Genomic DNA, 25,396 nt, shown 5'->3' on the forward strand with positions numbered 1-25,396 from the left:
CAGCGGCTCAGGCGGGGACGGGCGCGCGCAGGTCGGCGTCCACGCCACCGCGCTCCTCGACCCGGGCGAGCGGGTCGACCGTGGAGGTCGACCGGTAGCGCTCGACGTCGAGGATGCCCTCGCGCTTCGCCACGATCGTGGGCACGAGGGCCTGGCCCGCGACGTTCACCGCCGTCCGGCCCATGTCGAGGATCGGGTCGATCGCCAGCAGCAGGCCGACGCCGGCCAGCGGCAGCCCGAGGGTGGACAGGGTCAGCGTCAGCATGACGACGGCGCCGGTGACGCCGGCCGTGGCCGCGGAGCCGACCACCGAGACCAGCGCGATGAGCAGGTAGTCGGTGACCGACAGGTCGACGCCGAAGAACTGGGCCACGAAGATCGCCGCCAGCGCCGGGTAGATCGCGGCGCAGCCGTCCATCTTGGTCGTCGCGCCGAGCGGGACGGCGAAGGAGGCGTAGGAGCGCGGCACGCCCAGGTTCTGCTCGGTCACCCGCTCGGTCACGGGCAGGGTGCCGATCGAGGAGCGGGAGACGAACGCGAGCTGGATGGCCGGCCAGGCCCCGGCGAAGTACCGCAGCGGCGACAGTCCGTGCAGCCGCAGCAGCACCGGGTAGACCACGAGGAGCACCAGCGCCAGGCCGGCGTAGACCGAGCCGGCGAAGACGCCGAGCGAGCCGAGGGACTCCCAGCCGTAGCTGGCCACGGCGTTGCCGATCAGGCCGACGGTGCCGATGGGCGCCAGCAGGATGACCCACCACAGCACCTTCTGCACGATCGCCAGCGCCGAGCGGACGACGGCCAGGAAGGGCTCGGCCGGCTCGCCGACCTTGAGCACCGCGACGCCGATCGCGGCGGCGATCACGATCAGCTGCAGGACGTTGAACGACAGGCCGATGGACCCGTCGTCGCCCGCCGAGCCCTGCAGGCCGAGGACGTTGCCGGGCACCAGGCCGGTGAGGAAGTCCCACCACGAGCCGGTGCTCTCGGGCGCCTGCTGCGCGGCGGCGTCCACGGAGCTGTTGCGGCCGGGCTCGGTGAGCAGGCCGAGGCCGATGCCGATCGAGACGGCGATGAGCGCGGTGATCGCGAACCAGAGCAGGGTCTGGCCGGCCAGCCGGGCGGCGTTGGAGACCTGCTTGAGGTTGGCGATGCTGACGATCACCGCGGTGACGATGAGCGGCGGGACGAGCGCCTTGAGCAGCGTGACGAAGGTGCTGCCCATGGTCTGCAGGGTGCTGGTCAGCCAGTTGGGGGTGCCGTCGGCGACCGGACCGAGGTCCCGGGCGACCAGGCCGAGGGCGACGCCGACGACGAGCGCGAGGAGGACCTGCGCCGCGAACGGGACGCGACGGAGACGTGCGAGCACGAGAGGAGGGCCTTTCGGGGAGGAGCTTCGGGGAGGGGGACGTCGCTCGGCGTCAACAGCCGGCGGTCGTCACCCGGCCGAAGTCGAGCGCACGCCGCCGCGTGAGCCCCCAGAGGTTCTGCACGGGAGGGTCAATGCCGTACCGCCGCGCAACCATCCCGGGTGTGGGCACGCTCACGCCCCGCCCTGCCACCCCGCCGGTTCCCGACCCGGCGGCGGCGGCCGGAGCGCCGGCTCAGTCCGGCCAGACCGGCGGGCGCTTCTCGAGGAAGGACGCCATGCCCTCGCGGGCGCCCGGCAGCTGGCTGGCCGAGGCCATGACCTCGACGGCGACCGCGTAGGCGTCCCGCTCCGGCCGGTCGAGCTGGGCGTACATCGTCTGCTTGCCCCAGGCCTTGCTGGCCCGCGAGCCCCGGGTGGCCCGGCCCAGCAGGTCGCGGACGGCGGCGTCGAGCCCGTCGTCGGGCACGACCCGGTTGACCAGCCCCCAGTCCAGCGCCGTCCGGGCGTCGATGACGTCGCCGGTGAGCGCGAGCTCCATCGCCCGCTTCCGGCCGACGTTGCGGGCGATCGCGACCATCGGCGTGTGGCAGAACCAGCCGGCCTTGCCGCCGGGCGCGGCGAACCCGGCCGACTCCGCCGCCACGGCGAGGTCGCACGAGGCCACCAGCTGGCAGCCGGCCGCCGTCGCCAGCGCGTGCACCCGGGCGAGGACGACCTGCGGCACCTCCTGGATGGTCTGCATCAGCTCGGTGCACAGGGCCAGCAGGCTGCGCACCTCGGTCACCGGGCGGCCGGCGACGTCGCGGAAGTCGTGCCCGGCGCTGAACACCGGCCCCTCCCCCGCCAGGACGATGCCCGTGGCGTCGGTGCCGCCGGCCCGCGTGAACGCGGCGAGCAGCTGCTCGAGGTGGTCGCGGGAGAGCGCGTTGCGCCGCGCGCCACGGGTCATCGTGATGCAGATCGTGCCGCCGTCGCGCTCGACCCTCGGGGCGCCGTCCTCGGTCATGGGCCGACTCCACCACCGCGTGGCCGACCGGGCAAGATCGCCCCATGGAGCCCGTCCGGTTCGGCCTGGTGGGGTACGGCTTCGGCGGCCGGTACTTCCACGCGCCGCTGCTCGCCGCCGCGCCCGAGTGCGACTTCCTCGGCGTGGTCACCACCTCCCCGCAGCGCCGGGAGCTGGTGGGCCGGGAGCACCCCGGGGCGAGGGCGTTCGACTCGCTCGAGGCGCTGGCCGAGGCCGGCGCGGAGGCGGTGGCGATCTCCACGCCCGCCGACACCCACACCGCCCTCACCGACCGCGCCCTCGACCTCGGCCTCGCCGTCGTCTGCGACAAGCCGTTCGCCCTGGACGCCGAGGCCGCGCGCGGCTCGGTCGAGCGCGCCGAACGGCTCGGCCTCCCGCTGGCGCCGTACCAGAACCGGCGCTGGGACTCCGACTTCCTGACCGTCCGCGCGCTGGTCGACGCCGGCCGGCTGGGCACCGTGACGCGGTTCGAGTCGCGGTTCGAGCGCTTCGAGCCCGAGCCGGGCCCCCCGGCCGCGGGCGGCGGCACGCTGCGCGACTTCCACAGCCACCTGGTGGACCAGGCGCTGGTGCTGCTCGGCCCGGTGCGCTCGGTCTACGCCGAGTGGCGGCTGCGCGACAGCGGCCTGGACGACGACGTCTTCGTGGCGCTCAGCCACGAGAACGGCGCCCGCTCGCACCTGTGGGGCAGCTGGAGCCAGGGCGCGCCCGGCGACCGGTTCCGGGTGAGCGGCACCGAGGGCGCCTACACCGTGGGCGGGCCGATGGACGGCCAGGAGGCGGCCCTGCTCGCCGGCCGCACGCCCGCCACCGAGGGCGCCGGCTGGGGCGCCGAGCCCGAGGAGCGGTGGGGCCGGCTGCGCCGCGGCGACGGCGGCGAGGTGGTGCCCACGTCGAACGGGGCCTGGGACACCTTCTACCCCGCCTTCGCCGCGGCGGTCCGCGGGGACGGCGACGTGCCGGTGCCCGCCCGCGACGCCGTCGCCACCGCCGCGGTGCTCGACGCGGCCCGGCGCAGCGCCACCGAGGGCGTCGTCGTCGGGCTCTGACCGGCGTGGACACCGGGCTGCCGCGAGCGACGCCGCCGGAGGAGGTCCGGCCGGTGCTGCTGCGGCAGGCGCTGCGCGACGTGGCGTTCCTGCACTGGCCGCTGGACCCGGCCCTGGCGGCGCCGCACCTGCCGCCGGGCACCCGGCCCGACGTCCTGGACGGCACCACCTACGCCGGCGTGGTCGCGCTGCGCATCGCCCGCACCGCGCCCGGGTCGGCGCCGGTGCCGCGGGTGCCGTACCTGGGCCGGTTCGACGAGGTCAACGTGCGGCTCTACTCGGTGGACGCGGAGGGTCGGCGGGCCGTCGTCTTCCTGCGCATGGACGCCGGCCGCCTGGTGCCCGCCCTCGCCGCCCGGGCGGTCCTGCGGCTGCCCTACGTCTGGTCGCGCACCCGGGTGCGCCGCGACGGCGACCGCTACGAGGCCGTGGCCGGTGCGCGGCGGATCGGGCTGCGGATCGGCGAGCCGGTGGACGCCGGCCCGCTGGAGCGGTTCCTCACCGCCCGGTGGGGGCTGCACACCCGGGTCGCGGGGCGGACGGTGCACCTGCCCCTGGCGCACCGGCCCTGGCCGCTGCGCGCCGCGGAGCTCACCACCGTGGAGGGCGATCCGCTGGCGCCCGCCGGCCTCCCCGCGGCGCAGGGGCCGCCGGTGAGCGTGCTGTTCTCCCCCGGCGTCGACGACGCCCGCTTCGGCCCGCCGAGCGGAGGCTGAGAGCGCAGGATTCCTGGGCGCTCAGCCTCCGCTCACGCCGGGACCGGCGCGCCGAGGCCGTGGGCCTCGCGGACCACGTCGACGACCTGGCCCATGATGTCGGTCAGCCCGAAGTCCTTGGGCGTGAACACCCGGGCCACGCCCTGCTCGCGCAGCCGGCGGGCGTCGCTGTCGGGGATGATCCCGCCGACCACCACCGGGACGTCGTCCAGCCCGGCCTCTCGCAGTCCCCGCAGCACCGCGGGGACCACCTGCAGGTGCGAGCCCGAGAGCACCGACAGCCCGACGACGTCGACGTCCTCCTCGACCGCGGCCGACACGATCTGCGCCGGGGTCAGCCGGATGCCCTGGTAGACCACCTCGAAGCCGGCGTCGCGGGCGCGGACGGCGATCTGCTCGGCGCCGTTGGAGTGCCCGTCGAGGCCCGGCTTGCCGACCAGGAAGCGCAGCCGGCCGCCCAGCTCCTCGCCGGTGGCCCGCACCCGCTCGCGCACCGCCGCCAGCGACTCGTCGGCCTCGCCGCCACCGGTGGCGGCCGCGACGCCGGTGGGCGCCCGGTACTCCCCGAACGCCTCGCGCAGCACCCCGGCCCACTCCCCCGTCGTCACGCCGGCGCGGGCGCACTCGAGGGTGGCGGCCATGAGGTTCTCCGACGTCCCGGCCGCCTCGCGCAGCCGGTCCAGCGCCCCCCGCACCGGCGCGGGGTCGCGCTCGGCGCGCCACCTCTGCACCGACTCGCAGGCCGCGGCCTCCACGGCCGGGTCCACGGTCTGGATGGCGGTGTCGAGGTCGGCCAGCAGCGGGTTGGGCTCGGTGGTCTCGAACCGGTTGACGCCGACGACGACGTCCTCGCCGCTCTCGATGCGCCGCCGCCGTTCGGCCAGCGAGGCGACCAGCCGACCCTTCATGTAGCCGCTCTCGACCGCGGCGACCGCGCCGCCCAGCTCCTGCACCCGGGCGATCTCCGCGCGGGCCCCGTCGACCAGCTCGGCGACCTTCCGCTCCACCACGACGGAGCCGGTGAACAGGTCGTCGTACTCGAGCAGGTCGGTCTCGTACGCCAGCACCTGCTGCAGCCGCAGCGACCACTGCTGGTCCCAGGGGCGCGGCAGGCCCAGCGCCTCGTTCCACGCCGGCAGCTGCACGGCTCGGGCGCGGGCGTCCCTCGACAGCGTGACCGCGAGCATCTCCAGCACGATCCGCTGGACGTTGTTCTCCGGCTGCGCCTCGGTCAGGCCGAGCGAGTTGACCTGCACGCCGTAGCGGAACCGGCGGTGCCGGGGGTCCTCGACGCCGTAGCGCTCCCTCGTCAGCTCGTCCCAGAGCCGGGTGAAGGCGCGCATCTTGCACATCTCCTCGACGAAGCGCACGCCCGCGTTGACGAAGAAGGAGATGCGCGCGACCACCTCGCCGAAGCGCTCCTGGGGCACCTGCCCGGCGTCGCGGACGGCGTCGAGGACGGCGATCGCCGTCGACAGCGCGTAGGCGATCTCCTGGACCGGCGTCGCGCCGGCCTCCTGCAGGTGGTAGCTGCAGATGTTGATGGGGTTCCACCTCGGCATGGCCGTCACCGTGTAGGCGACCATGTCGGTGATCAGCCGCATCGAGGGCCCGGGCGGGAACACGTACGTCCCGCGCGACAGGTACTCCTTGATGATGTCGTTCTGCGTCGTGCCGCTCAGCGCGGCCACGTCGCACCCCTGCTCCTCGGCGACCACCTGGTAGAGCGCGAGCAGCCACATCGCCGTGGCGTTGATCGTCATCGACGTGTTCATCCCGTCGAGCGGGATGCCGTCGAAGAGCTGCCGCATGTCGGCCAGCGAGGTGACCGGGACGCCGACCTTGCCCACCTCGCCGGCGGCGAGCTCGTCGTCGGGGTCGTAGCCGGTCTGCGTGGGCAGGTCGAAGGCCACCGACAGCCCGGTCTGGCCCTTGGCCAGGTTGCGCCGGTACAGCGCGTTGGACTCCTCCGGCGAGGAGTGGCCCGCGTAGGTGCGCATCACCCAGGGGCGGTCGCGATCCTTCGGCGTTGAAGGGAACGGCATGGCGGGAGTCTAGGGGTGGTTACCGGCCAGTAGCAGCCCCGGACGGGGCACCGTGACGGGTGGCACACTCGGCGGGAGGACGGCGACCGGAGGAGGTCCTGCGTGCCGATCGAGGCGGGCAGCCTGCACTTCCTGGTGGGCCCGGTCATCGCGATCGCGGTCGTGCTGGCCATCGGCCTGTTCCTGCGCTGGGCCTTCGGCTCGGCCCCGCAGCGCTCGCGGCCGAGCCCGACCGACGACGGCCTGCTCACCAAGGTGGCGACGCTGTCGCGGCGGGAGTCGGCCCTGGCCCTGCGGGCCGTGCTGTCCGACGCCGGCATCCGCTCGACGATCCGCTTCCCCGAGGCCCACCGCGCGGTGGTCCTCGTGTTCCCCGAGGACGCCGAGCGCGCCCGCGCGCTGGCGGCCTCGTTCGACACCTGAGGCCCCCTCGCGGGGCCCCGCCGCGAGCTCGCGAGCGGCGGGGCGGGAAGCTCTTCTTCAGAACTCCCGCTGCACGCGCTCGATCTCGGCGCCCAGGCCGCGCAGCTGCTGGACGAAGTCGGGGTAGCCGCGGTCGACGTGGTGCACCTCCTGCACCTCGGTGACGCCGTCGGAGACCAGGCCGGCGAGGACCAGCCCGGCGCCGGCCCGGATGTCGGTGGCCACGACCGGCGCGCTGGAGAGCCGCTCGCGGCCGCGGACGACGGCGTGGTGGCCGTCGGTGCGCACCGAGGCCCCCAGCCGGACCAGCTCGTTGACGAACATGAACCGGCCCTCGAACACGTTCTCGGTGATCAGCGCCGTGCCGGTGGACACCGCGGCGAGCGCGACCGCCATCGGCTGCAGGTCGGTGGGGAACCCCGGGTAGGGCAGCGTGACGACGTCGACGCCTCGCGGCCGCTCGTCCATGGCCACCCGGATGCCGTCGGGCCGCGGCTCGACGACCGCGCCCGCGGCGCGCAGCTTGTCCAGCGCGACGGTGAGGTGGTCGGCCACCGCCCGCTCGATGACGACGTCGCCGCGGCTCATGACCGCGCCGATGGCCCACGTGCCGGCGACGATCCGGTCGGGCACCGTCGAGTACGTCACCGGCGACAGCGAGGCCACGCCCTCGACGGTGATCGTGGAGGTGCCCGCGCCGTCGAGCTTGGCGCCCATGAGCGCGAGCATCGAGCAGAGGTCGACGATCTCGGGTTCGCGGGCGGCGTTGTCGATCACCGTCGTCCCCTCGGCCAGCACGGCGGCCATGACGAGGTTCTCGGTGGCCCCGACCGAGGGGAAGTCGAGCCAGATCGACGTGCCGGTCAGCGACGGCGCGCTGGCCACCAGGAAGCCGTGCTCGCTGGTGATCGTGGCGCCGAGCTTCTCCAGGCCGGAGATGTGCATGTCGAGGCCGCGGGAGCCGATCGCGTCGCCGCCGGGCAGGGCCACCCGCGCGCTGCCGCACCGGGCCACCAGCGGGCCCAGGACGCTGATCGAGGCGCGCATCCGGCGCACCAGGTCGTAGTCGGTCTCGGTCGACGGCGCCTCCGGCACGTCGATGGTGACCCGGCCGCCCCCGCCGCTGCCCGGCGTGCGCTCGTAGGTCACCCCGCAGCCGAGCCGGCGCAGCACCTCGCTCATGATCGCGACGTCGAGGATGTCGGGGACCTCGTCGAGGGTCGTCGTGCCCGGGGCGAGCAGCGCCGCGGCCATGAGCTTGAGGGCGCTGTTCTTCGCGCCCGTGACCCGGACCCGCCCGCGCAGGGCCGTCCCCCCGGTCACCTGGAAGCACTCCACCGGTCCACCCTACGGCGAGCGCACGCACGGCTACGCTCGCGGCCGTGACGGTCCGGCTCACCCGCATCTACACGAAGACCGGCGACGCCGGCCAGACCCACCTGGGCGACATGAGCCGGGTGGCCAAGACCGACCCGCGGCTGATCGCCTACGCCGACGTCGACGAGGCCAACAGCGTGCTGGGGGTCGCGCTGGCGCTCGGCGCTCCGCCCGAGGCGGTCGCCGAGCTGCTGCGCAGCATCCAGAACGACCTGTTCGACGTCGGCGCCGACCTCTCCACCCCGATCACCCCGGACCCGCAGCACCCGCCCCTGCGGGTCACCGCCGCCTACACCGAGCGGCTCGAGACGGCCTGCGACACCTGGAACGCCGACCTGCCCAAGCTCGCCAGCTTCGTCCTGCCCGGCGGCACCCCGGCGGCCGCGCTGCTGCACCAGGCGCGGGTGGTGGTGCGGCGGGCCGAGCGCAGCGTGTGGGCGCTGCTGGCCGTGGACGCCGTGCGCACCAACCCCGAGACGGCGCGCTACCTCAACCGGCTCTCGGACCTGCTGTTCATCCTCGCGCGGGTCGCCAACCCCGGCGGCGACGTGCTGTGGGAGCCGGGCGCGCACAGCGGCGTCCACGCCCAGCGCGCCGCCCGTCGGGACACCTGAGGGAACGGCCGCCCGCAGCGGGGCCGGTCAGCGGACCCCGGGGGCGGACTCCACCCAGGAGAGGAAGCCGGTCAGCGTCGAGGGCTCCATGGCCAGCTCCTGCGGCCCGTCGTCGCTGCGGCAGGTGAGCACCACGACGTCGCCGGGCAGCGCGACGTCCTCGGCGGTCACCCCCCGGCGGCCCTCGACGCTGAGCGTGGCCCGGGGCAGCCGGCGCTGCGGGCGCACGGCCAGCGACAGGGCGCGGTACCAGAGCAGGCTGTCGTCGCCGAACCAGGCGACGCCGACCGACCAGCGCGCGGAGTGCGCGGGGCGCAGCCACATGGTGACCGCGCCCAGGCCGGTGAGCAGGAAGCGGCGGCGGAGCAGGAACGCCACGACGACCGCGACGAGCAGCACCCCCAGGAGCACCAGCAGGACGGTCGTCATCGCGCGTCCGACGGTAGGCGGGGGGAGCCGGGTCGGATCGGGTCAGACGTCCTGACCGGCGGCCCGCAGCCGGCCGATCGCCCGCCGGGCGGCGGCGGTCGACTCGGGGTCGTCCTCGGCCTGGGCCCGCCGCAGCGCCTCGCGGGCGCGCTCGACGTCGATGTCGCCGGAGAGCTCCGCGGTCTCGGCGAGGATGGAGACCCCCTTGTCGGTCACCGACAGGAAGCCGCCGTGCGCGGCGACGACGACGTCGTCGCCGTTCTCGGTGCGGATGGTGACCACGCCACCCTCCGCCAGCTGCCCGAGCAGGGGGGCGTGCCCGGGCAGGATGCCGAGCTCGCCCTCGGTGGTGCGGGCGATGACCATGCGGGCCTCGCCCGACCAGAGCCTGCGCTCGACGGCCACCAACTCGACCTGCAGGGTCGCCACGACACTCCTCGGGGTCCACCGACGATGGCGGTACGGGGTCGCCGGCTCGGGCGAGCGCGACGACGAGTCCTGCCCACTCTATAAGGAGCCCCCGCCGCCCTCTGCCCGCAGGCCCGCGAGGAGACCCTGGGGGGCTTCAGGCCGCGCGGCGGTAGAGCAGGGTCCAGCGACCGACCCGCACCCACGGGTGCCGCACGGTGGAGGCCGGAGCCCACTCGTCGAGCGCGTACCGGGCCTCGTCGAGTGACTCCCACGGCGCGTAGGCGGGCCAGCTCCAGCCCGGCTCGGCGGTGGCGGTCCTCGTGTCCTGCGGTTCCACGATCGTCTCCCACGGCGCCCACGGGCTGGGCGCCTCCACTGAGGATGCTCGGCAGAGGTCCACGGTGGAAGAAGCCCTGCCGCGGGGAATCACCCGATCGGGGTGACTCGTGCGGGTGGCGGCTCAGCCGATGCGCTGCCAGGTCCCGCAGCCCTCGGTGGAGAAGGCGGCGTCCGACGCGGGGATCGCCACCGTGGCGTCGGCCGGGCCGAGGCCGTTGACGATGAGGTCCTCGAAGGTGCCGGACAGGCCCGACAGGCGCTCCCAGTAGCAGTGCTCGCCGGGGTTGCGGGCCCGGTACGTCCCCGGAGCGACCTCGTCGGGGACGAGGTAGAGCCCGTCGCCGGGGATGCTGCCGTCGGCGGCCTGCTGCTCGAGCACCGTCACCGCCGACTCCCGCCCGGCCACCGCCGCCTCGCGCTGGTCCAGCTCGGCCGCGCGGGCGTCGAGCTCCGCCTGCCGGGCGGCGTTGTCGGCCGCCACCTCCGCCTCCGCCTCGTCGCGCGCCGCGGCGACGTCCGCCGCCGCGGCGTCCCGGGTGTCGTCGACCTCCTGCCGCAGGTCGGCGACCTGCTGCTCGAGCCCCGCGACCTGGCCGTCGAGCGCGTCCACCCGGTCCTGGTCGTCGGCACCCACGACACCGCCGGCGGCGCCGAGCACGAGGCCCGCGAGCAGCGCTGCGGCGACGAGCGCCACGAGCCGCGCCCGCGTCCGCCGCGCGCCGGGCGACGGCGCCGCCGGAACGGCGGGCGCGGTCCAGGAGACCGTCACCCGCGGGTCGGCGGCCGGCGCCGCCCACGCGGTGGGGGGCGGACCCGCGTGCTGCGGCGGCATCGCGCCGACCTGCGGCTCCGGCCCGGACCGCGTTCCCCCGTCGCCCACGACCCCGTCCACGCCCGCTCCCCGTCGTCCCGGCCGGCTCCGGCGGCCGGCGCTGGCGATCGTGCCGCACGGACGGACGGGCGGGACCCGGAAACGCCGGTGGCCGGACCCCTTCGAGGGAGTCCGGCCACCGGGAGGCCCCGGCCGCGCGCGGCGGCGGGGTCGGCGTTCAGCCGCGCTTGAGCTTCTCCGCGTTGCGCTCGAGGTCCTCGAGGCCACCGCACATGAAGAAGGCCTGCTCCGGCACGTGGTCGTACTGGCCCTCGGTGAGCGCCTTGAACGCCTCGAGGGTCTCCGACAGCGGCACGAAGGAGCCCGGCTGCCCGGTGAAGGCCTCGGCCACGAACATGTTCTGCGAGAGGAAGCGCTCGATGCGCCGCGCCCGCTGGACGGTGACCTTGTCCTCCTCACCGAGCTCGTCGATGCCGAGGATGGCGATGATGTCCTGCAGCTCGACGTAGCGCTGCAGGATGCGCTGCACCTCGCGGGCGACGTTGTAGTGCTCCTGCCCGATGTACTGCGGGTCGAGGATCCGGCTGGAGGAGTCCAGCGGGTCCACGGCCGGGTAGATGCCCTTCTCCGAGATCGGCCGGGAGAGCACGGTCGTCGCGTCGAGGTGGGCGAACGTGGTGTGCGGCGCCGGGTCGGTGATGTCGTCGGCGGGCACGTAGATCGCCTGCATCGAGGTGATGGAGTGACCGCGGGTCGAGGTGATCCGCTCCTGCAGCTCGCCCATCTCGTCGGCGAGGGTGGGCTGGTAGCCCACGGCCGAGGGCATGCGGCCGAGCAGCGTCGACACCTCGGACCCGGCCTGGGTGAACCGGAAGATGTTGTCGATGAAGAGCAGCACGTCCTGGTTCTGCTCGTCGCGGAAGTACTCCGCCATCGTCAGCGCCGACAGCGCCACCCGCAGGCGGGTGCCCGGCGGCTCGTCCATCTGGCCGAACACCAGCGCGGTGGACTCGATGACGCCCGACTCGGTCATCTCGGTGATGAGGTCGTTGCCCTCGCGGGTGCGCTCACCGACGCCGGCGAACACCGACACGCCACCGAACTCCTGGGCGACCCGGCGGATCATCTCCTGGATCAGCACGGTCTTGCCCACGCCGGCGCCGCCGAACAGGCCGATCTTGCCGCCGGCCACGTACGGCGTCAGCAGGTCGATGACCTTGATGCCGGTCTCCAGCATCTCGGTGCGGCCCTCGAGCTGGTCGAAGCGCGGCGCGTGCCGGTGGATCTCCCAGTGCGGGGCGTCGGTGCCCCAGCCGGGCTGGTCGAGGCAGTCGCCCAGGGCGTTGAACACGTGCCCCTTGGTGACGTCGCCGACCGGCACCGAGATCGCCGAGCCGGTGTCGCTGACCGGCGCGCCGCGCACCAGGCCGTCGGTCGGCTGCATGGAGATGGTGCGGACGACGTTGTCGCCCAGGTGCTGGGCGACCTCGAGGGTCAGCGTCTTGCCCAGGTCGGCCAGGGTGACGTCGACCTTCAGGGCGTTGAACAGGTCGGGCATCGCGTCGCGCGGGAACTCGACGTCGACGACCGGCCCGGTGACCCGCACGACCCGGCCGGTGGCGCCCCGGGTCTGCGAGGTGGTCGAGCGGTCCTCGGTGACGGTCATCTGTACTGCTCTCCTGCCCTGCGGCTGTGTGGTGCGGTTCGGATGGGGTCAGTCGTCGGCGCCGGCCGACACGAGCGCGTCGGCACCGCCGACGATCTCGCTGATCTCCTGGGTGATCTCGGCCTGGCGGGCCTGGTTGGCCTGCCGCGAGAGGTTCTTCGCCAGCTCCTCGGCGTTGTCGGACGCCGACTTCATCGCCCGGCGCCGCGACGCGGACTCCGAGGCGGCCGCCTCGAGCATCGCCGCGTAGATCCGGGTGGTGATGTACTTCGGCAGCAGCGCGTCGAGCAGCGCCTCGGCCGAGGGCTCGAACTCGTAGGACGTCGGGACGCCGGAGTCGCCCGTGCGCCCGGCCTCCCGGTCCTCGCGCTCGTAGTCGAACTCCTCGACCTCCTCGACCTCCAGCGGGGCCATCCGCTTGGCGACCGGGACCTGGGACAGCAGCGACCGGAACTCGGTGTAGACGATGTGCAGCTCGTCGACGCCGAGCACGTTGTCGGCCCCGGGGCCGCCGTCCTCGTCGTCCTCACCGGCGGTGAAGGCGTCGATGAGGACGCGGCCGACGTCCTGGGCGTTGACGTAGCCGGGCTGCTCGGAGAAGCCGGTGAACGACTGCTCGAACGGCCGGTTGCGGAAGGAGTAGTAGGTCTCCCCCTTCCGGCCGACGACGTAGAGCACCGGCTCCTTGCCCTCCTGCCGCAGCAGGGAGAGCAGCTCCTCGGTGCGGCGCAGGACGTTGACGTTGTACGAGCCGGCGAACCCGCGGTCGGAGGTGATCACCAGGACCGCCGCGCGGCGCGGGTTCTGCCGCTCGGTGAGCAGCGGGTGGTCCAGCGAGGCGGACGACGCCAGCGCCGAGAGCACCCGGGTGATCTCCCGGGCGTACGGCTTGGACGCCTCCACCCGCGCCTGGGCGCGCACGATACGGGCACCGGCGATCAGCTCCTGCGCCGAGAAGATCTTCTTCGTCGACTGCGTGGAGCGGATGCGGCGCCGCAGCGCGCGGAGGGAACCGGCCACGTCAGGCGCTCCGCTTGACCTGGACGGTCTCCTGGCCCCGCTGCGACGCGTCCATGGCCTCGGCCTCGGGCTCGTTGATCTGCAGCGTGCCGCCCTCGGCGGTCTGGAACTGGCCGTAAAACTGCTCGACGGCGCGCTCCAGGGTCGAGACGGCGTCGTCGCCGAGCACCTTGGAGGTGCGGATCTCGTCGTAGACCCCCGCGTGGCTGCGGGCCACGAAGTCGAGGAACTCGTTCTCGAACCGGCGCACCTCGCTGACCGGCACCTTGTCCAGCTTGCCGGTCGTGCCCAGCCAGATGGAGACGACCTCGCGCTCGACCGGGTACGGCTGGTACTGGCCCTGCTTGAGCAGCTCCACCAGCCGCTGGCCGCGCTCCAGGGTGGCCCGGCTGGCGGCGTCGAGGTCGGAGGAGAACGAGGCGAACGCCTCGAGCTCGCGGTACTGCGCCAGGTCCAGCCGCAGGCGGCCGGCGACCGAGCGCATCGCCTTGATCTGCGCCGAGCCGCCGACCCGCGACACCGAGATGCCGACGTTGATGGCCGGGCGGACGCCGGAGTTGAACAGACCGGTCTCGAGGAAGATCTGGCCGTCGGTGATCGAGATGACGTTGGTCGGGATGTAGGCCGACACGTCGTTGCCCTTGGTCTCGATCAGCGGCAGGCCGGTCATCGAGCCCGCGCCCAGCTCGTCGGAGAGCTTCGCGCAGCGCTCCAGCAGCCGGGAGTGGAGGTAGAAGACGTCGCCCGGGTAGGCCTCGCGGCCCGGCGGGCGGCGCAGCAGCAGCGACACCGCGCGGTAGGCCTCGGCCTGCTTGGACAGGTCGTCGAAGACGATCAGGACGTGCTTGCCCTCGTACATCCAGTGCTGGCCGATGGCCGAGCCGGTGTAGGGGGCGATGTACTTGAAGCCGGCGGCCTCGGAGGCGGGGGCGGCGACGATGGTCGTGTACTCCATCGCCCCGGCGTCCTCGAGCGCGGCGCGGATGCCGGCGATCGTGGAGCCCTTCTGGCCGACCGCGACGTAGATGCAGCGGACCTGCTGCTTCGGGTCGCCGGTGGCCCAGGCCTCCTTCTGGTTGATGATCGTGTCCACGACGATCGCCGTCTTGCCGGTCTGGCGGTCGCCGATGACCAGCTGGCGCTGGCCGCGGCCGATCGGCGTCATGGCGTCGATGGCCTTGATGCCGGTCTGCAGCGGCTCCTTGACCGACTGGCGCTGGACGACGGTGGGCGCCTGCAGCTCCAGGGCGCGGCGGCCGCTGGTCTGGATCGGGCCGCCGCCGTCGATCGGGTTGCCGAGCGGGTCGACGACCCGGCCCAGGTACCCCTCGCCGACCGGTACCGAGAGCACCTCGCCGGTGCGGCGGACCTGCTGGCCCTCCTCGATGCCGGCGAAGTCGCCGAGGACGACGACGCCGACCTCGCGGGTGTCGAGGTTGAGCGCCAGGCCGCGGACGCCGCTCTCGAACTCGAGCAGCTCGTTGGTCATGACCGAGGGCAGGCCCTCGACGCGGGCGATGCCGTCACCGGACTCGGTGACGATCCCGACCTCCTCCCGGGAGACGTCGGGGGCGTACTCGGAGACGTAGCTCTGGATGGCGCTGCGGATCTCGTCCGCGGAGATGGTGAGCTCGGCCATGGCGGCGTCCTCTTCCCTGCTCTTCGTGGTTCTGGAGGCTTGCGTGGGGTGGGCGGTCAGCCGATCAGCCGCCGGCCGGCGGTCTCGAGCCGGTGGGCGATGCTGCCGTCGATGACCTCGTCGCCGACGCGGATGACGAGGCCACCGAGGACGTCGGGGTCGACGGTCACCTGCAGGCCGATCGTCCGCCCGTACAGGCGGCCGAGGACCTGGGTGAGCCGCTGCTCCTGCGTCGCCGTCAGCGGCACCGCCGTCGTCACGTACGCGACCGACTGACCGCGCCGCGCGCTCGCCGCCTCCGACAGGCGCTCGATCGCGGTCTCGGCGTGGACGACGTGCGAGCCGGACAGGACGTTGCGGAGCAGCTGCGCGGAGACCGGGCTGACCCGGCGGCCCAGGAGCCGGTCGAGCAGCTCCGCCTTGCCCTTGGCCGGCGCCGTGCGGTCGCCCAGCACGCGGGACAGCTCGGTGTCGCCGGCGACGATCCGGCCGAACCGGAACAGCTCGTCCTCGACGCTGTCGAGCTCGCCGCGGGCCTCGGCCGCGGACAGCGAGGCGTCGGTGCCCAGCGTCTCCAGGGCCTCGACGAGGTCGAGCGGACGCGACCAGCGCTGCCGGGCGACGGCCTGGACCAGCTCGGTGGTGCGGTCGGACACCTTGCCCGCGAGCAGCCGCGCGGCCAGGCCGGCGCGGTCGTCGGGACGCGCCGCCGGGTCGGACAGCGCGCGCCGGAGGGTCGGCTGCCCGCCGAGCAGCCGCGCGACCGCGAACAGCTCGTCGCCGAGCTGCAGCAGGTCGGCGTCGGAGGCGGCGCGCGGCGTGCCGGTGACCCGCTCGCGCGCCTTCTCGAGCAGGCCCGACGCGCCGCGGGTCTGCTCGACGAGCTGCTCCCGGACGGCGGCGAGCGCCTCCCGGCTGGAGGCCTCCATCAGCGGCCGCCGTCCCGGGCGGCGACGGTGCTGCCGCCGCGGCCGTCGGCGCTGGCCGCCATGCCGTCGAGCTGGTCGAGGAAGCGGTCGACCGTGCCGCGCCGCCGCGCCTCGTCGGCGAGCGACTCGCCGACGACCCTGCCGGCGAGCTCGACGGCCAGCGCCCCGAGCTGACCGCGCAGCTCGTTGACGACCGACTGCCGGTTGGCGGCCAGCTGCTCCTCGCCGCGGGCGACGATGCGGGCCGACTCCTCCTGGGCCTGGGCGCGCAGCTCCTCGAGGATCTGCTGCCCCTCGGCGCGGGCGGCGTCGCGGATCTGGGCGGCCTCGGTGCGGGCCTCGGCCAGCTGCGCGCGGTACTGCTCCAGCGCGGCCTTGGCCTCGGCCTGCATAGCCTCGGCCCGCTCGATCCCGCCCTCGATCGCCTCGCGGCGGGCCCGGAAGACCTGCTCGAAGCGCGGCGCGACGAACTTGAAGAGCACCAGCAGCACGACCGCGAACGCGATCAGGCCGATGATGATCTCGCCGACCGGCGGCAGCAGCGGGTTGTGTTCCTCCGCAGCGAGGATGCTCATGCTCTCAGTGTCCCTGTCTCGAGTCGGCGCCCGTACTCAGGAGCCCGGATCAGAAGATGAAGGGGACGACGAAGCCGATCAGCGCGAGCGCCTCGGAGAGGGCGAACCCGAGGAAGGCGTAGGTACGGGTGAGACCGGCCGACTCGGGCTGACGGGCCGTGGCCTGGATGTAGGCGGCCCAGACGATGCCCACACCGATGCCGGGGCCGATGGCGGCGAGGCCGTAGCCCACGGTGCCGATGTTGCCCTCGAGTTCAGCGAGAAGCTCGATCATGGGGGGTGTTCCTCCTGTGTCGTCGCCCGGTGGAGTCCGGGCGGCTGGCGGGGTCGTGCGGTGGTGCAGTCCTGGGGCGGCGCCCGCTGGTCGGTGCTCGCCGGTCAGTGCTCGCCGGTCAGTGCTCGGCCTCGATCGAGCCGTTGAGGTACGTCCCCATCAGCACGGTGAAGACGTAGGCCTGCAGGAAGGCGACCAGCAGCTCGAAGAAGGTCATCACGATCGCCAGCAGCGCCGAGACCGGGCCGAAGACGAACGAGAAGTTGTCGCGGCTGAAGAGGTAGACCGCACCCAGCGAGAAGACGACCAGCAGCATGTGGCCGGCGAACATGTTCGCGAAGAGCCGGACGGCGAGGGTGAACGGCCGGACGATGAAGTTCTGCAGGATCTCGATCGGCGTGACCAGGATGTACATCGGCTTGGGCACGCCGGGCAGGAACAGGATGTCCTTGAAGTAGCGGCCGGCGCCCTGCTCGCGGATCCCGATGTAGATGTAGATGACCCAGCAGATGAGCGCGAGGACCAGCGGGAAGGCGAACTTCGACATCGGCGAGATCTGCGCCAGCGGCACGATCGACAGGATGTTGTTCGCCAGGATGAAGAAGAACAGCGACGCGAGGAACGGCGCGAACGGCAGGCCCCGGGGGCCGACCACGTCGCGGGCGATGCCGTCGCGCACCAGCGAGTAGCCGCTCTCGCCGATGAACTGCAGCTTGCCGGGCACGATCGAGGGCTTGCGCACGGCGAGGACGAGGAACGCCAGCATCGCGGCGGTGGCGATCCACAGCCAGACGGTGATCCGGGTGATCTCGAAGTCCACGCCCAGGAGGGAGAACGAGACCAGCGGCTCCGGGTAGAACTCCGCGATGCTGGGAGCCTGGAACCCGTCGCCACCGCCACCTTCGGCGGCGGCGAGCACGTTGCCTAGCGCGTGGGCGCTCGAGGTCACCGTTGTCCCTTCTGCGTCCTGGGCCGGCTCCGTCGTCCGCCCGGGGTGGTGCTGTCCGTGCCCCCCGTCGGCGGGGGTACCGCTCCGTACCTGGCCACCACGATGTAGATGGCGACCGAGATGCCGAGGAGGATCCCGACCGGGGCGAACACCTTGGTGTCCAGCCACCGGTCGAGCAACCAGCCGGCCCCGCCCCACACGGCCATCCCGGAGATCAGCGTGCCGATGACCGCGTAGCCGGTCTCCGCGCCGCTGCCCTGCTTGGTCGGGCCCGCAGGTCGAGGCCGGGGCTCCCCCGGAGGGGGAAGGTCCTCGGCCATCGCGTCGGACACTATCAGCCGCGTGTCGGGGCCTCCCCGGGAGGCCGCTGGTCACGCCCTCTCGTCACCCGCAGGGGTGGTGGAGCGGCCCGGCGGCGCGGGCGGCTGGACGTAGTACAGCGGCCGGGTCCACACCCACCGCAGCTGCACGCAGGACCACAGCAGGGCACCGGCGACGACGGTCCAGCCGAGCGTGACCTGGTCGAGCCACCCGTCGGCGGGCAGCGCGGCGAGCAGGGCGAACAGCAGGAGCGCCTTGACCAGGAACATGCCCAGCGCCGCGGGGAGGGTGTAGGAGTCCGACCGCCGCCCGGCCCGGGCCACGACCAGGCCCGAGACGCAGAAGAAGGCGGTGACGACGGCGGCGCCGACGACCACGCTCACGGCGTCCCCCCACCCGGCGGCGAGGCCCACGACGGGTGCCGCGACGGCGGTGGCACCGGCGCAGACGAGGGCGCCCACGCGCAGGAACGACAGGTCCCACGGGGTGTCGGAGCGGGTCGGCGGGGTCACCGGACCACCTGCCGCACGCCCTGGTCGCGCGGTTCCCGCTCCGCGGCGGCCGGCTCGAGGGCCGTCTGCAGCGCCGCGGCCCGCGCCGCGCGGGCGGTCGGGTGGTCGGCGCGGCTGCGCTCCTTCTGGGCGAGGAGCTCCGCGGCCCGGGCCTCGCGGGCGGCGCGGCGGGCCCGCGGGCTCAGGACGACGACCACGCCGACGACCAGCAGGACGCCGATGGCGACGAGCAGCTCGGCCCGGCCGCCGGTGATCGACAGGGTCACGGCGCCGAACGAGAGCAGCGCGGCCCAGAAGTACATGACCAGCACCGCCCGGCGGTGGGAGTGGCCGATGGACAGCAGCCGGTGGTGCAGGTGCATCTTGTCCGGCGCGAACGGCGACCTGCCGCGCAGGCTGCGCCGGACGACGGCCATCAGCAGGTCGACGAACGGGATGAGCAGGATCGCGATCGGCACCAGCAGCGGCAGGGTCAGCGGCAGCAGGCTGGCCGCCGAGTCGAAGGACTGGGGGTCCACTCCCCCGGTCGCCGTCACCGCCGCCGCCGCCAGCATCAGCCCCACCAGCATGGAGCCGGAGTCCCCCATGAAGATGCGGGCCGGGCGGAAGTTGTGCGGCAGGAAGCCCAGGCAGGCGCCGGCCAGCACGGCGGTGATCAGCGCGGGAGCGCTGGCGACGTCGTCGTAGCCGACCAGGCCGAGGTTGTAGCTGTAGGCGAAGAAGGCCAGCGCCGCGATCGCCGACACCCCGGCGGCCAGGCCGTCGAGACCGTCGATGAAGTTCAGCGCGTTCACCGTGAGGACGGTGAGCAGGATCGTCAGCGGCACCCCGACGTCGGGCCCCAGCGAGAGCGTGCCGATGTCGGCGACCGGCAGGAAGACGAACGCCAGCTGGACGCCGAGCAGCACCATCACGCCCGCCGCGGCGATCTGCCCGGTCAGCTTGGTCAGCGCGTCGAGCCCGAACTTGTCGTCGAGCACGCCGAGCAGGCAGATCAGGCCGCCGGCGACGAGCACCGCGGCGGTCTGCGAGTCGTCGAACGTCCGCTGCAGCGCGGGCAGCCGGGTGGCCACGAGCACCGCCGCCGCGACCCCGAGGTACATGGCCACCCCGCCGCCCCGCGGCGTCGGGATGACGTGCACGTCGCGCTCGCGCGGCGCGGCCATCATGCGCAGCCGGACCGCCGCCATCCGCACCACCGGCGTGGCCAGGAAGGTGACCAGACCGGCGGTGAGCAGGACGACGGCGTACTCGCGCACGGAGCGTCGCTCTCAGCCGGCGCGCTGCGGCTCGGGGTAGGCGGGGTGGGCCGCGACGAGCTCCCGGACGGCGGTGGCGACCTCGCCGCTGCGGCTGCCGTCGGCGTCGCGGATCGCCGTCCCGATGAGCGAGGCGATCTCCTTCATGTCGGTCTCGGTCATGCCCTGGGTGGTGACCGCGGGGCTGCCGACGCGGATGCCGGAGGCGACCGACGCGGGCTGGGGGTCGAACGGGATCGCGTTCTTGTTGAGCACGATGCCGGCGGCGTCGCAGCGGGCCTCGGCCTCCGCACCGGTCACCCCGGTCTCCCGCAGGTCGAGCAGCGCGAGGTGGGTGTCGGTGCCGCCGGCGACCGGGCGCAGCCCCTCGGCCGCGAGGCCGTCGGTCAGCGCCTGGGCGTTGGCGATGACCTGCCGGGCGTAGGCCTGGTACTCCGGCTGCAGGCACTCCTTGAGGTTCACCGCCTTGGCGGCGACCGCGTGCATCAGCGGACCGCCCTGCATCATCGGGAAGGCGGCCTTGTCGATGGCCTTGGCGTGCTCGGCCTTGCAGACGATCGCGCCGCCGCGGGGCCCGCGGAGCACCTTGTGCGTGGTGAAGGTGACGACGTCGGCGTAGGGCACCGGGCTGGGGATGGCCTTGCCGGCGACCAGGCCGATGAAGTGCGCGGCGTCGACCATCATGATCGCGCCGACCTCGTCGCAGATCTCCCGGAACGCCGCGAAGTCGATCAGCCGCGGGATGGCCGAGCCGCCGCAGATGATCATCTTGGGCCGGTGCTCGCGGGCGAGGTCGCGGACCTGGTCGTAGTCGATGTGCTCGGTCTGCGGGTGCACGCCGTACTGGACGGCGTTGAACCACTTGCCGCTGAACGACACCTTCGCGCCGTGGGTGAGGTGGCCGCCGTGCGGCAGGGCCATGGCCAGCAGGGTGTCCCCGGGCTGCAGGAAGGCGCCGTACGCGGCGAGGTTGGCGTTGGCGCCGGAGTGGGGCTGCAGGTTGGCGTGGTCGGCGCCGAAGAGCTCCTTGGCGCGGGCGATGCCGATCTCCTCGGCCCGGTCGACGACCTCGCAGCCGCCGTAGTAGCGGCGGCCGGGGTACCCCTCCGCGTACTTGTTCGACAGCGTGCTGCCCAGCGCGGCCAGCACGGCCGGGCTGGTGAAGTTCTCGCTGGCGATCAGCTGCAGTCCGCCGCGCAGGCGGTCGAGCTCGTCGACGACGACGCCGGCGATGTCGGGGTCGAAGGCGGCCAGGGCGTCGAAGTCGGGGCCCCAGTAGGGGGTGCTCATCGCGGCGCGCTCCAGAACGAGGGGGCGGGGGCTGTCGCCCCACGGTACTGCCACGACACGGTTCCTCCGGACTGCACCGCGGCCTGTTGCCGTCCTCACCCGCGCCGGGCCTCCGGCGCAGCCCTCAGTCGGTGATGTCCGGCACGACCTCGCGCAGGCGGTCGACCGGGATCGCGCCGACGCGCAGCACCCGCGGGGCGGGGGCGGTGCAGTCGACGATCGTGCTGGCGGCGGTGCCGGCGCGCGGGCCGCCGTCGAGGACGACGGCCGCGTGGGTGCCGAGCTGCTCGAGCGCCTTCTGCGCGGTGGTGGCGGCCGGCCGACCGGACCGGTTGGCGCTGGAGACGGCGAGCGGGCCGGTGCGGCGCAGCAGGTCCCGGGCGATGTCGTCGTCCGGGAGGCGGACGGCGACCGTGCCCTCGGCGTCGCCCAGGTCCCAGGCCAGCGACGGGGCGTGCTCCACCACCAGGGTCAGCCCGCCGGGCCAGAACGCCGCCGCCAGGTCGTGGGCGAGGGGCGGGAGGCGGAGGACGAGCCCGGAGAGGGTGGACGAGTCGCCGATGAGCACCGGGACCGGCATGGCGCGGCCGCGGTTCTTCGCGGCGAGCAGACCGGTGACGGCCGCCGGGTTGAAGGCGTCGGCGGCGACGCCGTACACGGTGTCGGTGGGCAGCAGCACCAGCTTGCCGTCGGCGATCGCGGCCGCCGCGGCCTCCAGGCCGGCAGCCCGGGCGTCGGGGTCGGAGCAGTCGAAGACGTCGGCCACGAGGCGCCAGTCTGTCATCCGGTGAGCCGCGGGGCGGGCTCAGCCGTCGCCGTCCCCGCCGTCGCCGCCGCCCTCGTTCCCCTCGTCCCCGTTGCCGCCGCCCTCGTCCCCGTTGCCGCCACCCCCGTTGCCGTTGCCGTTCCCGTTGCCGTTCCCGTTGCCGTTGCCGTTCCCGTTGCCGTTCCCGTCGCCGTCCTCGCCCGGGGCGGGCGGCGGGGTGGTGGGGACGGGCACCGGCGGCACCGCGTAGGACACCCGCACGGCGTCGCCGGGCGCGAGCGTCCCGGTCGGCTCCACCGCCGTCACCTGCCCGGCCGCGACGTCGGCGGTCTCGACCGGCACCAGCTCGACCGCGAGCCCGCGGGCGATCAGGTCCGACCGGACGTCGGCGACCGGGCGACCGACGAGCTCCTCGGCGACGACGTCGATGCCGGCCGGCGCGGACGTCGTGCTCGCCGGGCTCTCCCCGGCGCCGCTCGGTCCCGTCCGCCCGGCGAGGACGGCGACGAGGACGACGGCGGCGACCGCGAGGACCGCCAGCCCGGCCAGCAGCGGGAGCGCACGCCGTCGTCGGGCGTCACGGGCCGGCGCCGGCGCAGGCGCGAGGGGCGTCGTGAGGGGTGCGGCCACCGGCAGCACGGCGGTGCGGGCCGGCCCGACGGGCGTGGTCGGCGCGCCCGCGACCAGCCGGTCGACCGCGTCCCGCAGCGCCGCGCCGTCGGGGAAGCGCGCCGCGGGGTCCTTGGCCATCGCGCGCGCGACGAGGTCGCGGACGGCGGGCGGGACCTCGGCGGGCAGCGGCGGCGGTTCCTCGCGCAGGTGCTTCACCGCGACCTGCACCGGGTGCTCCCCGTCGAAGGGGCGGCGCCCGGCCAGGCACTCGTAGGCCACCACGCCCAGCGAGTAGACGTCGCTCGCGGGCGTCGACGGCTGCCCGGCGGCCTGCTCCGGCGACAGGTAGTGCGCGGTCCCCATCACCTGCCCGGTGGCCGTCACCGGCACGCTCGCCGCCGAGCGGGCGATGCCGAAGTCGGTGATCTTCACGACGCCGTCCCGCCGGACGAGCAGGTTCGCCGGCTTCACGTCGCGGTGCACCACCCCCGCGGCGTGCGCCGCGGCCAGCCCGTCGGCGGCCTGCCGCACCACGTCCAGGGCGCGGGGGGTCCCCGGGCGGGGCTGCCGGGCCAGCAGGGCGGCCAGCGACTCCCCCTCGACCAGCTCCATCACCAGGTAGGCCAGCGGCGCTCCCCCCGGCGTCGCGGCCTCGCCGTAGTCGAAGACCGCGGCGATGTGCGGGTGGGTGAGGACGGCGGCGTGCTGCGCCTCGCGGCGGAACCGGGCGAGGAAGGCGGCGTCCGCGGCGACGTCGTCGCGGAGCAGCTTGACGGCCACGGGGCGGTCGAGCAGGGTGTCGCGCCCGCGCCAGACCTGCCCCATGCCGCCGCCGGCGACGAGCGCGTGCAGCTCGTAGCGGCCCGCGAGGAGCCGGGGTCCGGTGTCCATGCCACCTCCTGGGGCTCGTGGGTGCCACGGGAGCGCCCGCGGCATGCACCCGTGCGCTCGCCCGGGTGAACGGTCAGCGGCGCCGCGCGGTGGTGTACCGGGGTCGGGCGGTGAGGTCGACGTGGTCCTCGACGTCGGTCCAGCCGCCGTGCGCCCGCACCAGCGCGGGCAGCGCGCTCCCCTGCTGGTCGGCGTGCTCGATGCCCAGCCACCCGCCGGGTCGCAGCAGCCGGGCCGCGGTGCCCAGCAGCCCGCGGACGACGTCGAGCCCGTCGGGGCCGCCCCACAGCGCCAGCGGCGGGTCGTGGTCGGCGACCTCGCGCGGCACCCGGGCGCCGTCGGGCACGTAGGGCGGGTTGGAGACGACCAGGTCGACCGTGCCGTCGAGGTCGGTGAGCAGTGCGGGGTCGGTCATGTCGCCGGCCAGCACGTCGACGGTCGAGCCGGCGGCGTTGGTGCGGGTCCACTCGATGGCCACGGGATCGCGCTCGACGGCGACGACGCGGGCACCGGGGTGCTCGTGCGCCAGCGACAGCGCGATCGCGCCGGAGCCGGCGCCGAGGTCGACGACGACCGGCTCGGGCAGGCCGGCCAGCCGCTCCAGCGCCCAGCCGACCAGCGCCTCGGTCTCTGGCCGGGGCACGAAGACGCCGGGACCCACGGCGAGCTCCAGGTGGCGGAACGGCGCCCGGCCGGTGAGGTGCTGCAGCGGCACGCGGTCGGCCCGCTGGTCCAGCAGTGCGGCGAAGCGGGCGGCGACGTCGTCGGGGACCTCGGCGAGGGTGAGCAGCCCGGTGCGGGAGGTGCCGAGCACGTGCGCGAGCAGCAGCTCGGCGTCCACCCGCGGGGACTCGACCCCCGCCTCGGCGAGCCGGCGCGCCGCGTCGGTGAGCAGGCCGCGGGGATTCAGGAGCCGGCCGCCAGCAGCTCGGCGGTGTGCGCCCTGTCCAGCGCGTCGATGACCGCGTCGAGGTCGCCGTCGAGCATCTGGTCGAGGTTGTAGGCCTTGTAGCCGACCCGGTGGTCGGAGATCCGGTTCTCCGGGAAGTTGTAGGTGCGCACCCGCTCGCTGCGGTCGACGGTGCGCACCTGGCTGCGCCGCTGGTCGCTGGCCGCCGCGGCGGCCTCCTCGCGGGCCGCGGCCAGCAGCCGGGCGCGCAGGATGCGCAGCGCCGACTCCCGGTTCTGCAGCTGGCTCTTCTCGTTCTGGCAGGAGACGACGATGCCGGTGGGCAGGTGGGTGATCCGCACCGCGGAGTCGGTGGTGTTCACGCTCTGCCCGCCCGGGCCGGAGGAGCGGAAGACGTCGATGCGCAGGTCGTTCGGGTCGACGGTGACGTCGACCTCCTCGGCCTCGGGGAGCACCAGCACACCGGCGGCGGAGGTGTGGATGCGGCCCTGCGACTCGGTGACCGGCACCCGCTGCACGCGGTGCACGCCGCCCTCGAACTTCAGCCGCGACCAGATGCCCTCGTCACCGCGGGCCTTGATCGCCACGGAGACGTCCTTGTACCCGCCGAGCTCGGCGTCGACGGCGTCGATGACCTCGGCCGCCCAGCCGCGCCGCTCCGCGTAGCGGAGGTACATGCGCAGCAGGTCGCCGGCGAACAGCGCCGACTCGGCGCCGCCCTCCCCCGCCTTGATCTCGAGGATGACGTCCTTGTCGTCGTCGGGGTCCTTGGGCAGCAGCTGCTCGCGGAGGCGGTCGGAGAGCGCGTCGATCCGGCCCTCGAGCGCGGTGGCCTCGGCGGCGAACGACGGGTCCTCGGCGGCCAGCTCGCGCGCGGCCTCGAGGTCGTCGCGGGCGGTGTCGAGGGCGCGCGCGGTCTCGACGACCGGGGCCAGCTGGGCGTAGCGCCGCCCCAGCCGGCGGGCCCGGGACTGGTCGGCGTGCACGGCCGGGTCGGCGAGCTCGGCCTCCAGCGAGGCGTGCTCGGCGAGCAGCCCGGCCAGCCGGTCGGTCCCGGCCTCGGTGCCGGAGGTCATCTCGGTCGCCTCCCGGGGGCTTTCGGGACGGCCAGGCCGGCGCGGGGGGGGGGGGGCCGGGGCGGTGGCCGGCCGG

Annotated in this window: 27 protein-coding genes; 4 read left to right on the forward strand and 23 right to left on the reverse strand. The window is 74.4% G+C overall.

All coding sequences use genetic code 11. From position 1 onward, the window contains the following. Window positions 1–7 precede the first annotated feature (7 nt). Window positions 8–1,366: a dicarboxylate/amino acid:cation symporter gene (locus ACI78S_RS20445; RefSeq protein WP_456976772.1), complete on the reverse strand. Its 1,359-nt coding sequence runs from the start codon at window positions 1,364–1,366 to the stop codon at window positions 8–10. Between the two features lie 235 nt (window positions 1,367–1,601). Further along, on the reverse strand, window positions 1,602–2,375 hold the full coding sequence (locus ACI78S_RS20450; RefSeq protein WP_456976774.1) for an enoyl-CoA hydratase-related protein: 774 nt from the start codon (window positions 2,373–2,375) through the stop codon (window positions 1,602–1,604). Between the two features lie 44 nt (window positions 2,376–2,419). On the opposite strand from ACI78S_RS20450, the gene ACI78S_RS20455 reads away from it, so the two are divergent. Both ACI78S_RS20455 and ACI78S_RS20460 read left to right on the forward strand, forming a co-directional pair. Then, window positions 2,420–3,445 (forward strand): Gfo/Idh/MocA family protein, encoded by a 1,026-nt coding sequence (locus ACI78S_RS20455; protein ID WP_456976776.1) that lies wholly within the window; start codon window positions 2,420–2,422, stop codon window positions 3,443–3,445. 53 nt (window positions 3,446–3,498) lie between these two features. Then, the gene (locus ACI78S_RS20460) at window positions 3,499–4,161 is read left to right on the forward strand and encodes a YqjF family protein (RefSeq protein WP_456976778.1); all 663 of its coding nucleotides are present in this window, start codon (window positions 3,499–3,501) and stop codon (window positions 4,159–4,161) included. Between the two features lie 32 nt (window positions 4,162–4,193). On the opposite strand, the gene ACI78S_RS20465 is transcribed toward ACI78S_RS20460, so the two are convergent. Continuing rightward, complete coding sequence (locus ACI78S_RS20465) at window positions 4,194–6,206, reverse strand: protein meaA (protein ID WP_456976780.1); 2,013 nt, start codon at window positions 6,204–6,206, stop codon at window positions 4,194–4,196. Window positions 6,207–6,308: 102 nt separating this feature from the next. Between ACI78S_RS20465 and ACI78S_RS20470 the strand changes: the two genes are divergently transcribed. Continuing rightward, a complete protein-coding gene (locus ACI78S_RS20470) occupies window positions 6,309–6,629 on the forward strand; it encodes a hypothetical protein (protein WP_456976782.1) in 321 nt (106 codons plus the stop codon). Between the two features lie 57 nt (window positions 6,630–6,686). Here ACI78S_RS20470 and murA read toward each other — a convergent pair whose 3' ends face one another. After that, window positions 6,687–7,967: a UDP-N-acetylglucosamine 1-carboxyvinyltransferase gene (gene murA, locus ACI78S_RS20475; RefSeq protein ID WP_456976784.1), complete on the reverse strand. Its 1,281-nt coding sequence runs from the start codon at window positions 7,965–7,967 to the stop codon at window positions 6,687–6,689. Between the two features lie 44 nt (window positions 7,968–8,011). On the opposite strand from murA, the gene ACI78S_RS20480 reads away from it, so the two are divergent. Continuing rightward, window positions 8,012–8,620 carry a cob(I)yrinic acid a,c-diamide adenosyltransferase gene (locus tag ACI78S_RS20480; RefSeq protein ID WP_456976786.1) on the forward strand — a complete coding sequence of 203 codons (609 nt, stop codon included), beginning with the start codon at window positions 8,012–8,014 and terminating at the stop codon, window positions 8,618–8,620. Between the two features lie 27 nt (window positions 8,621–8,647). Here the strand turns inward: ACI78S_RS20480 and ACI78S_RS20485 are convergent, their stop codons facing one another. The 19 genes from ACI78S_RS20485 to prfA form a co-directional block, all read right to left on the reverse strand. Further along, complete coding sequence (locus ACI78S_RS20485; protein WP_456976788.1) at window positions 8,648–9,049, reverse strand: DUF2550 domain-containing protein; 402 nt, start codon at window positions 9,047–9,049, stop codon at window positions 8,648–8,650. Window positions 9,050–9,091: 42 nt separating this feature from the next. Next, entirely contained in the window at window positions 9,092–9,478 is a 387-nt protein-coding gene (locus ACI78S_RS20490) for a F0F1 ATP synthase subunit epsilon (protein ID WP_456976790.1), read from the reverse strand. A gap of 136 nt (window positions 9,479–9,614) precedes the next feature. Further along, window positions 9,615–9,797, reverse strand: coding sequence for a hypothetical protein (locus ACI78S_RS20495; RefSeq protein ID WP_456976792.1), 183 nt, complete (start codon window positions 9,795–9,797; stop codon window positions 9,615–9,617). A gap of 123 nt (window positions 9,798–9,920) precedes the next feature. After that, window positions 9,921–10,691 (reverse strand): hypothetical protein, encoded by a 771-nt coding sequence (locus ACI78S_RS20500; RefSeq protein ID WP_456976794.1) that lies wholly within the window; start codon window positions 10,689–10,691, stop codon window positions 9,921–9,923. A gap of 157 nt (window positions 10,692–10,848) precedes the next feature. After that, window positions 10,849–12,297 carry a F0F1 ATP synthase subunit beta gene (atpD, locus tag ACI78S_RS20505; protein WP_456976795.1) on the reverse strand — a complete coding sequence of 483 codons (1,449 nt, stop codon included), beginning with the start codon at window positions 12,295–12,297 and terminating at the stop codon, window positions 10,849–10,851. Window positions 12,298–12,345: 48 nt separating this feature from the next. Further along, complete coding sequence (locus ACI78S_RS20510) at window positions 12,346–13,317, reverse strand: F0F1 ATP synthase subunit gamma (RefSeq protein ID WP_456976797.1); 972 nt, start codon at window positions 13,315–13,317, stop codon at window positions 12,346–12,348. A 1-nt stretch (window position 13,318) separates the two neighbouring features. Further along, the gene (gene atpA / locus ACI78S_RS20515) at window positions 13,319–14,956 is read right to left on the reverse strand and encodes a F0F1 ATP synthase subunit alpha (protein WP_456976799.1); all 1,638 of its coding nucleotides are present in this window, start codon (window positions 14,954–14,956) and stop codon (window positions 13,319–13,321) included. Between the two features lie 56 nt (window positions 14,957–15,012). Continuing rightward, window positions 15,013–15,885 (reverse strand): F0F1 ATP synthase subunit delta, encoded by an 873-nt coding sequence (locus tag ACI78S_RS20520; protein WP_456976801.1) that lies wholly within the window; start codon window positions 15,883–15,885, stop codon window positions 15,013–15,015. Then, a complete protein-coding gene (locus ACI78S_RS20525) occupies window positions 15,885–16,460 on the reverse strand; it encodes a F0F1 ATP synthase subunit B (protein ID WP_456976803.1) in 576 nt (191 codons plus the stop codon). The genes ACI78S_RS20520 and ACI78S_RS20525 overlap by 1 nt, the downstream gene beginning before the upstream one ends. Before the next feature lie 49 nt (window positions 16,461–16,509). Next, entirely contained in the window at window positions 16,510–16,734 is a 225-nt protein-coding gene (gene atpE, locus ACI78S_RS20530; RefSeq protein ID WP_456976805.1) for an ATP synthase F0 subunit C, read from the reverse strand. Window positions 16,735–16,852: 118 nt separating this feature from the next. Then, complete coding sequence (atpB, locus tag ACI78S_RS20535; RefSeq protein ID WP_456976807.1) at window positions 16,853–17,683, reverse strand: F0F1 ATP synthase subunit A; 831 nt, start codon at window positions 17,681–17,683, stop codon at window positions 16,853–16,855. After that, on the reverse strand, window positions 17,680–18,003 hold the full coding sequence (locus ACI78S_RS20540) for an AtpZ/AtpI family protein (protein ID WP_456976809.1): 324 nt from the start codon (window positions 18,001–18,003) through the stop codon (window positions 17,680–17,682). Before ACI78S_RS20540 ends, atpB begins: the two co-directional genes overlap by 4 nt. 51 nt (window positions 18,004–18,054) lie before the next feature. Beyond that, the gene (locus ACI78S_RS20545; RefSeq protein ID WP_456976811.1) at window positions 18,055–18,516 is read right to left on the reverse strand and encodes a hypothetical protein; all 462 of its coding nucleotides are present in this window, start codon (window positions 18,514–18,516) and stop codon (window positions 18,055–18,057) included. Further along, window positions 18,513–19,775, reverse strand: a complete 1,263-nt coding sequence (locus ACI78S_RS20550; RefSeq protein WP_456976813.1) for a glycosyltransferase family 4 protein — start codon at window positions 19,773–19,775, stop codon at window positions 18,513–18,515. The genes ACI78S_RS20545 and ACI78S_RS20550 overlap by 4 nt, the downstream gene beginning before the upstream one ends. A gap of 12 nt (window positions 19,776–19,787) precedes the next feature. After that, the gene (locus tag ACI78S_RS20555; RefSeq protein ID WP_456976815.1) at window positions 19,788–21,065 is read right to left on the reverse strand and encodes a serine hydroxymethyltransferase; all 1,278 of its coding nucleotides are present in this window, start codon (window positions 21,063–21,065) and stop codon (window positions 19,788–19,790) included. Between the two features lie 124 nt (window positions 21,066–21,189). Further along, a complete protein-coding gene (locus ACI78S_RS20560) occupies window positions 21,190–21,849 on the reverse strand; it encodes an L-threonylcarbamoyladenylate synthase (RefSeq protein WP_456976817.1) in 660 nt (219 codons plus the stop codon). A gap of 21 nt (window positions 21,850–21,870) precedes the next feature. Next, window positions 21,871–23,334, reverse strand: a complete 1,464-nt coding sequence (locus ACI78S_RS20565) for a protein kinase domain-containing protein (protein WP_456976819.1) — start codon at window positions 23,332–23,334, stop codon at window positions 21,871–21,873. A 73-nt stretch (window positions 23,335–23,407) separates the two neighbouring features. After that, entirely contained in the window at window positions 23,408–24,244 is an 837-nt protein-coding gene (gene prmC, locus ACI78S_RS20570) for a peptide chain release factor N(5)-glutamine methyltransferase (protein ID WP_456976823.1), read from the reverse strand. Continuing rightward, window positions 24,241–25,320 carry a peptide chain release factor 1 gene (gene prfA / locus ACI78S_RS20575; RefSeq protein ID WP_456976821.1) on the reverse strand — a complete coding sequence of 360 codons (1,080 nt, stop codon included), beginning with the start codon at window positions 25,318–25,320 and terminating at the stop codon, window positions 24,241–24,243. The genes prmC and prfA overlap by 4 nt, the downstream gene beginning before the upstream one ends. Window positions 25,321–25,396 lie beyond the last annotated feature (76 nt).

Source organism: Geodermatophilus sp. SYSU D00815 (assembly GCF_054050035.1).

Bases quoted from the DNA above. Each gene is read 5' to 3' on its own strand.
- ACI78S_RS20450 (WP_456976774.1), bottom strand. From the start codon at position 2,375: ATGACCGAGGACGGCGCCCCGAGGGTCGAGCGCGACGGCGGCACGATC.
- ACI78S_RS20455 (WP_456976776.1), top strand. From the start codon at position 2,420: ATGGAGCCCGTCCGGTTCGGCCTGGTGGGGTACGGCTTCGGCGGCCGG.
- ACI78S_RS20465 (WP_456976780.1), bottom strand. From the start codon at position 6,206: ATGCCGTTCCCTTCAACGCCGAAGGATCGCGACCGCCCCTGGGTGATG.
- ACI78S_RS20485 (WP_456976788.1), bottom strand. From the start codon at position 9,049: ATGACGACCGTCCTGCTGGTGCTCCTGGGGGTGCTGCTCGTCGCGGTC.
- atpD (WP_456976795.1), bottom strand. From the start codon at position 12,297: ATGACCGTCACCGAGGACCGCTCGACCACCTCGCAGACCCGGGGCGCC.
- atpA (WP_456976799.1), bottom strand. From the start codon at position 14,956: ATGGCCGAGCTCACCATCTCCGCGGACGAGATCCGCAGCGCCATCCAG.
- ACI78S_RS20520 (WP_456976801.1), bottom strand. From the start codon at position 15,885: ATGGAGGCCTCCAGCCGGGAGGCGCTCGCCGCCGTCCGGGAGCAGCTC.
- ACI78S_RS20525 (WP_456976803.1), bottom strand. From the start codon at position 16,460: ATGAGCATCCTCGCTGCGGAGGAACACAACCCGCTGCTGCCGCCGGTC.
- atpE (WP_456976805.1), bottom strand. From the start codon at position 16,734: ATGATCGAGCTTCTCGCTGAACTCGAGGGCAACATCGGCACCGTGGGC.
- ACI78S_RS20540 (WP_456976809.1), bottom strand. From the start codon at position 18,003: ATGGCCGAGGACCTTCCCCCTCCGGGGGAGCCCCGGCCTCGACCTGCG.
- ACI78S_RS20555 (WP_456976815.1), bottom strand. From the start codon at position 21,065: ATGAGCACCCCCTACTGGGGCCCCGACTTCGACGCCCTGGCCGCCTTC.
- ACI78S_RS20560 (WP_456976817.1), bottom strand. From the start codon at position 21,849: ATGACAGACTGGCGCCTCGTGGCCGACGTCTTCGACTGCTCCGACCCC.
- ACI78S_RS20565 (WP_456976819.1), bottom strand. From the start codon at position 23,334: ATGGACACCGGACCCCGGCTCCTCGCGGGCCGCTACGAGCTGCACGCG.
- prfA (WP_456976821.1), bottom strand. From the start codon at position 25,320: ATGACCTCCGGCACCGAGGCCGGGACCGACCGGCTGGCCGGGCTGCTC.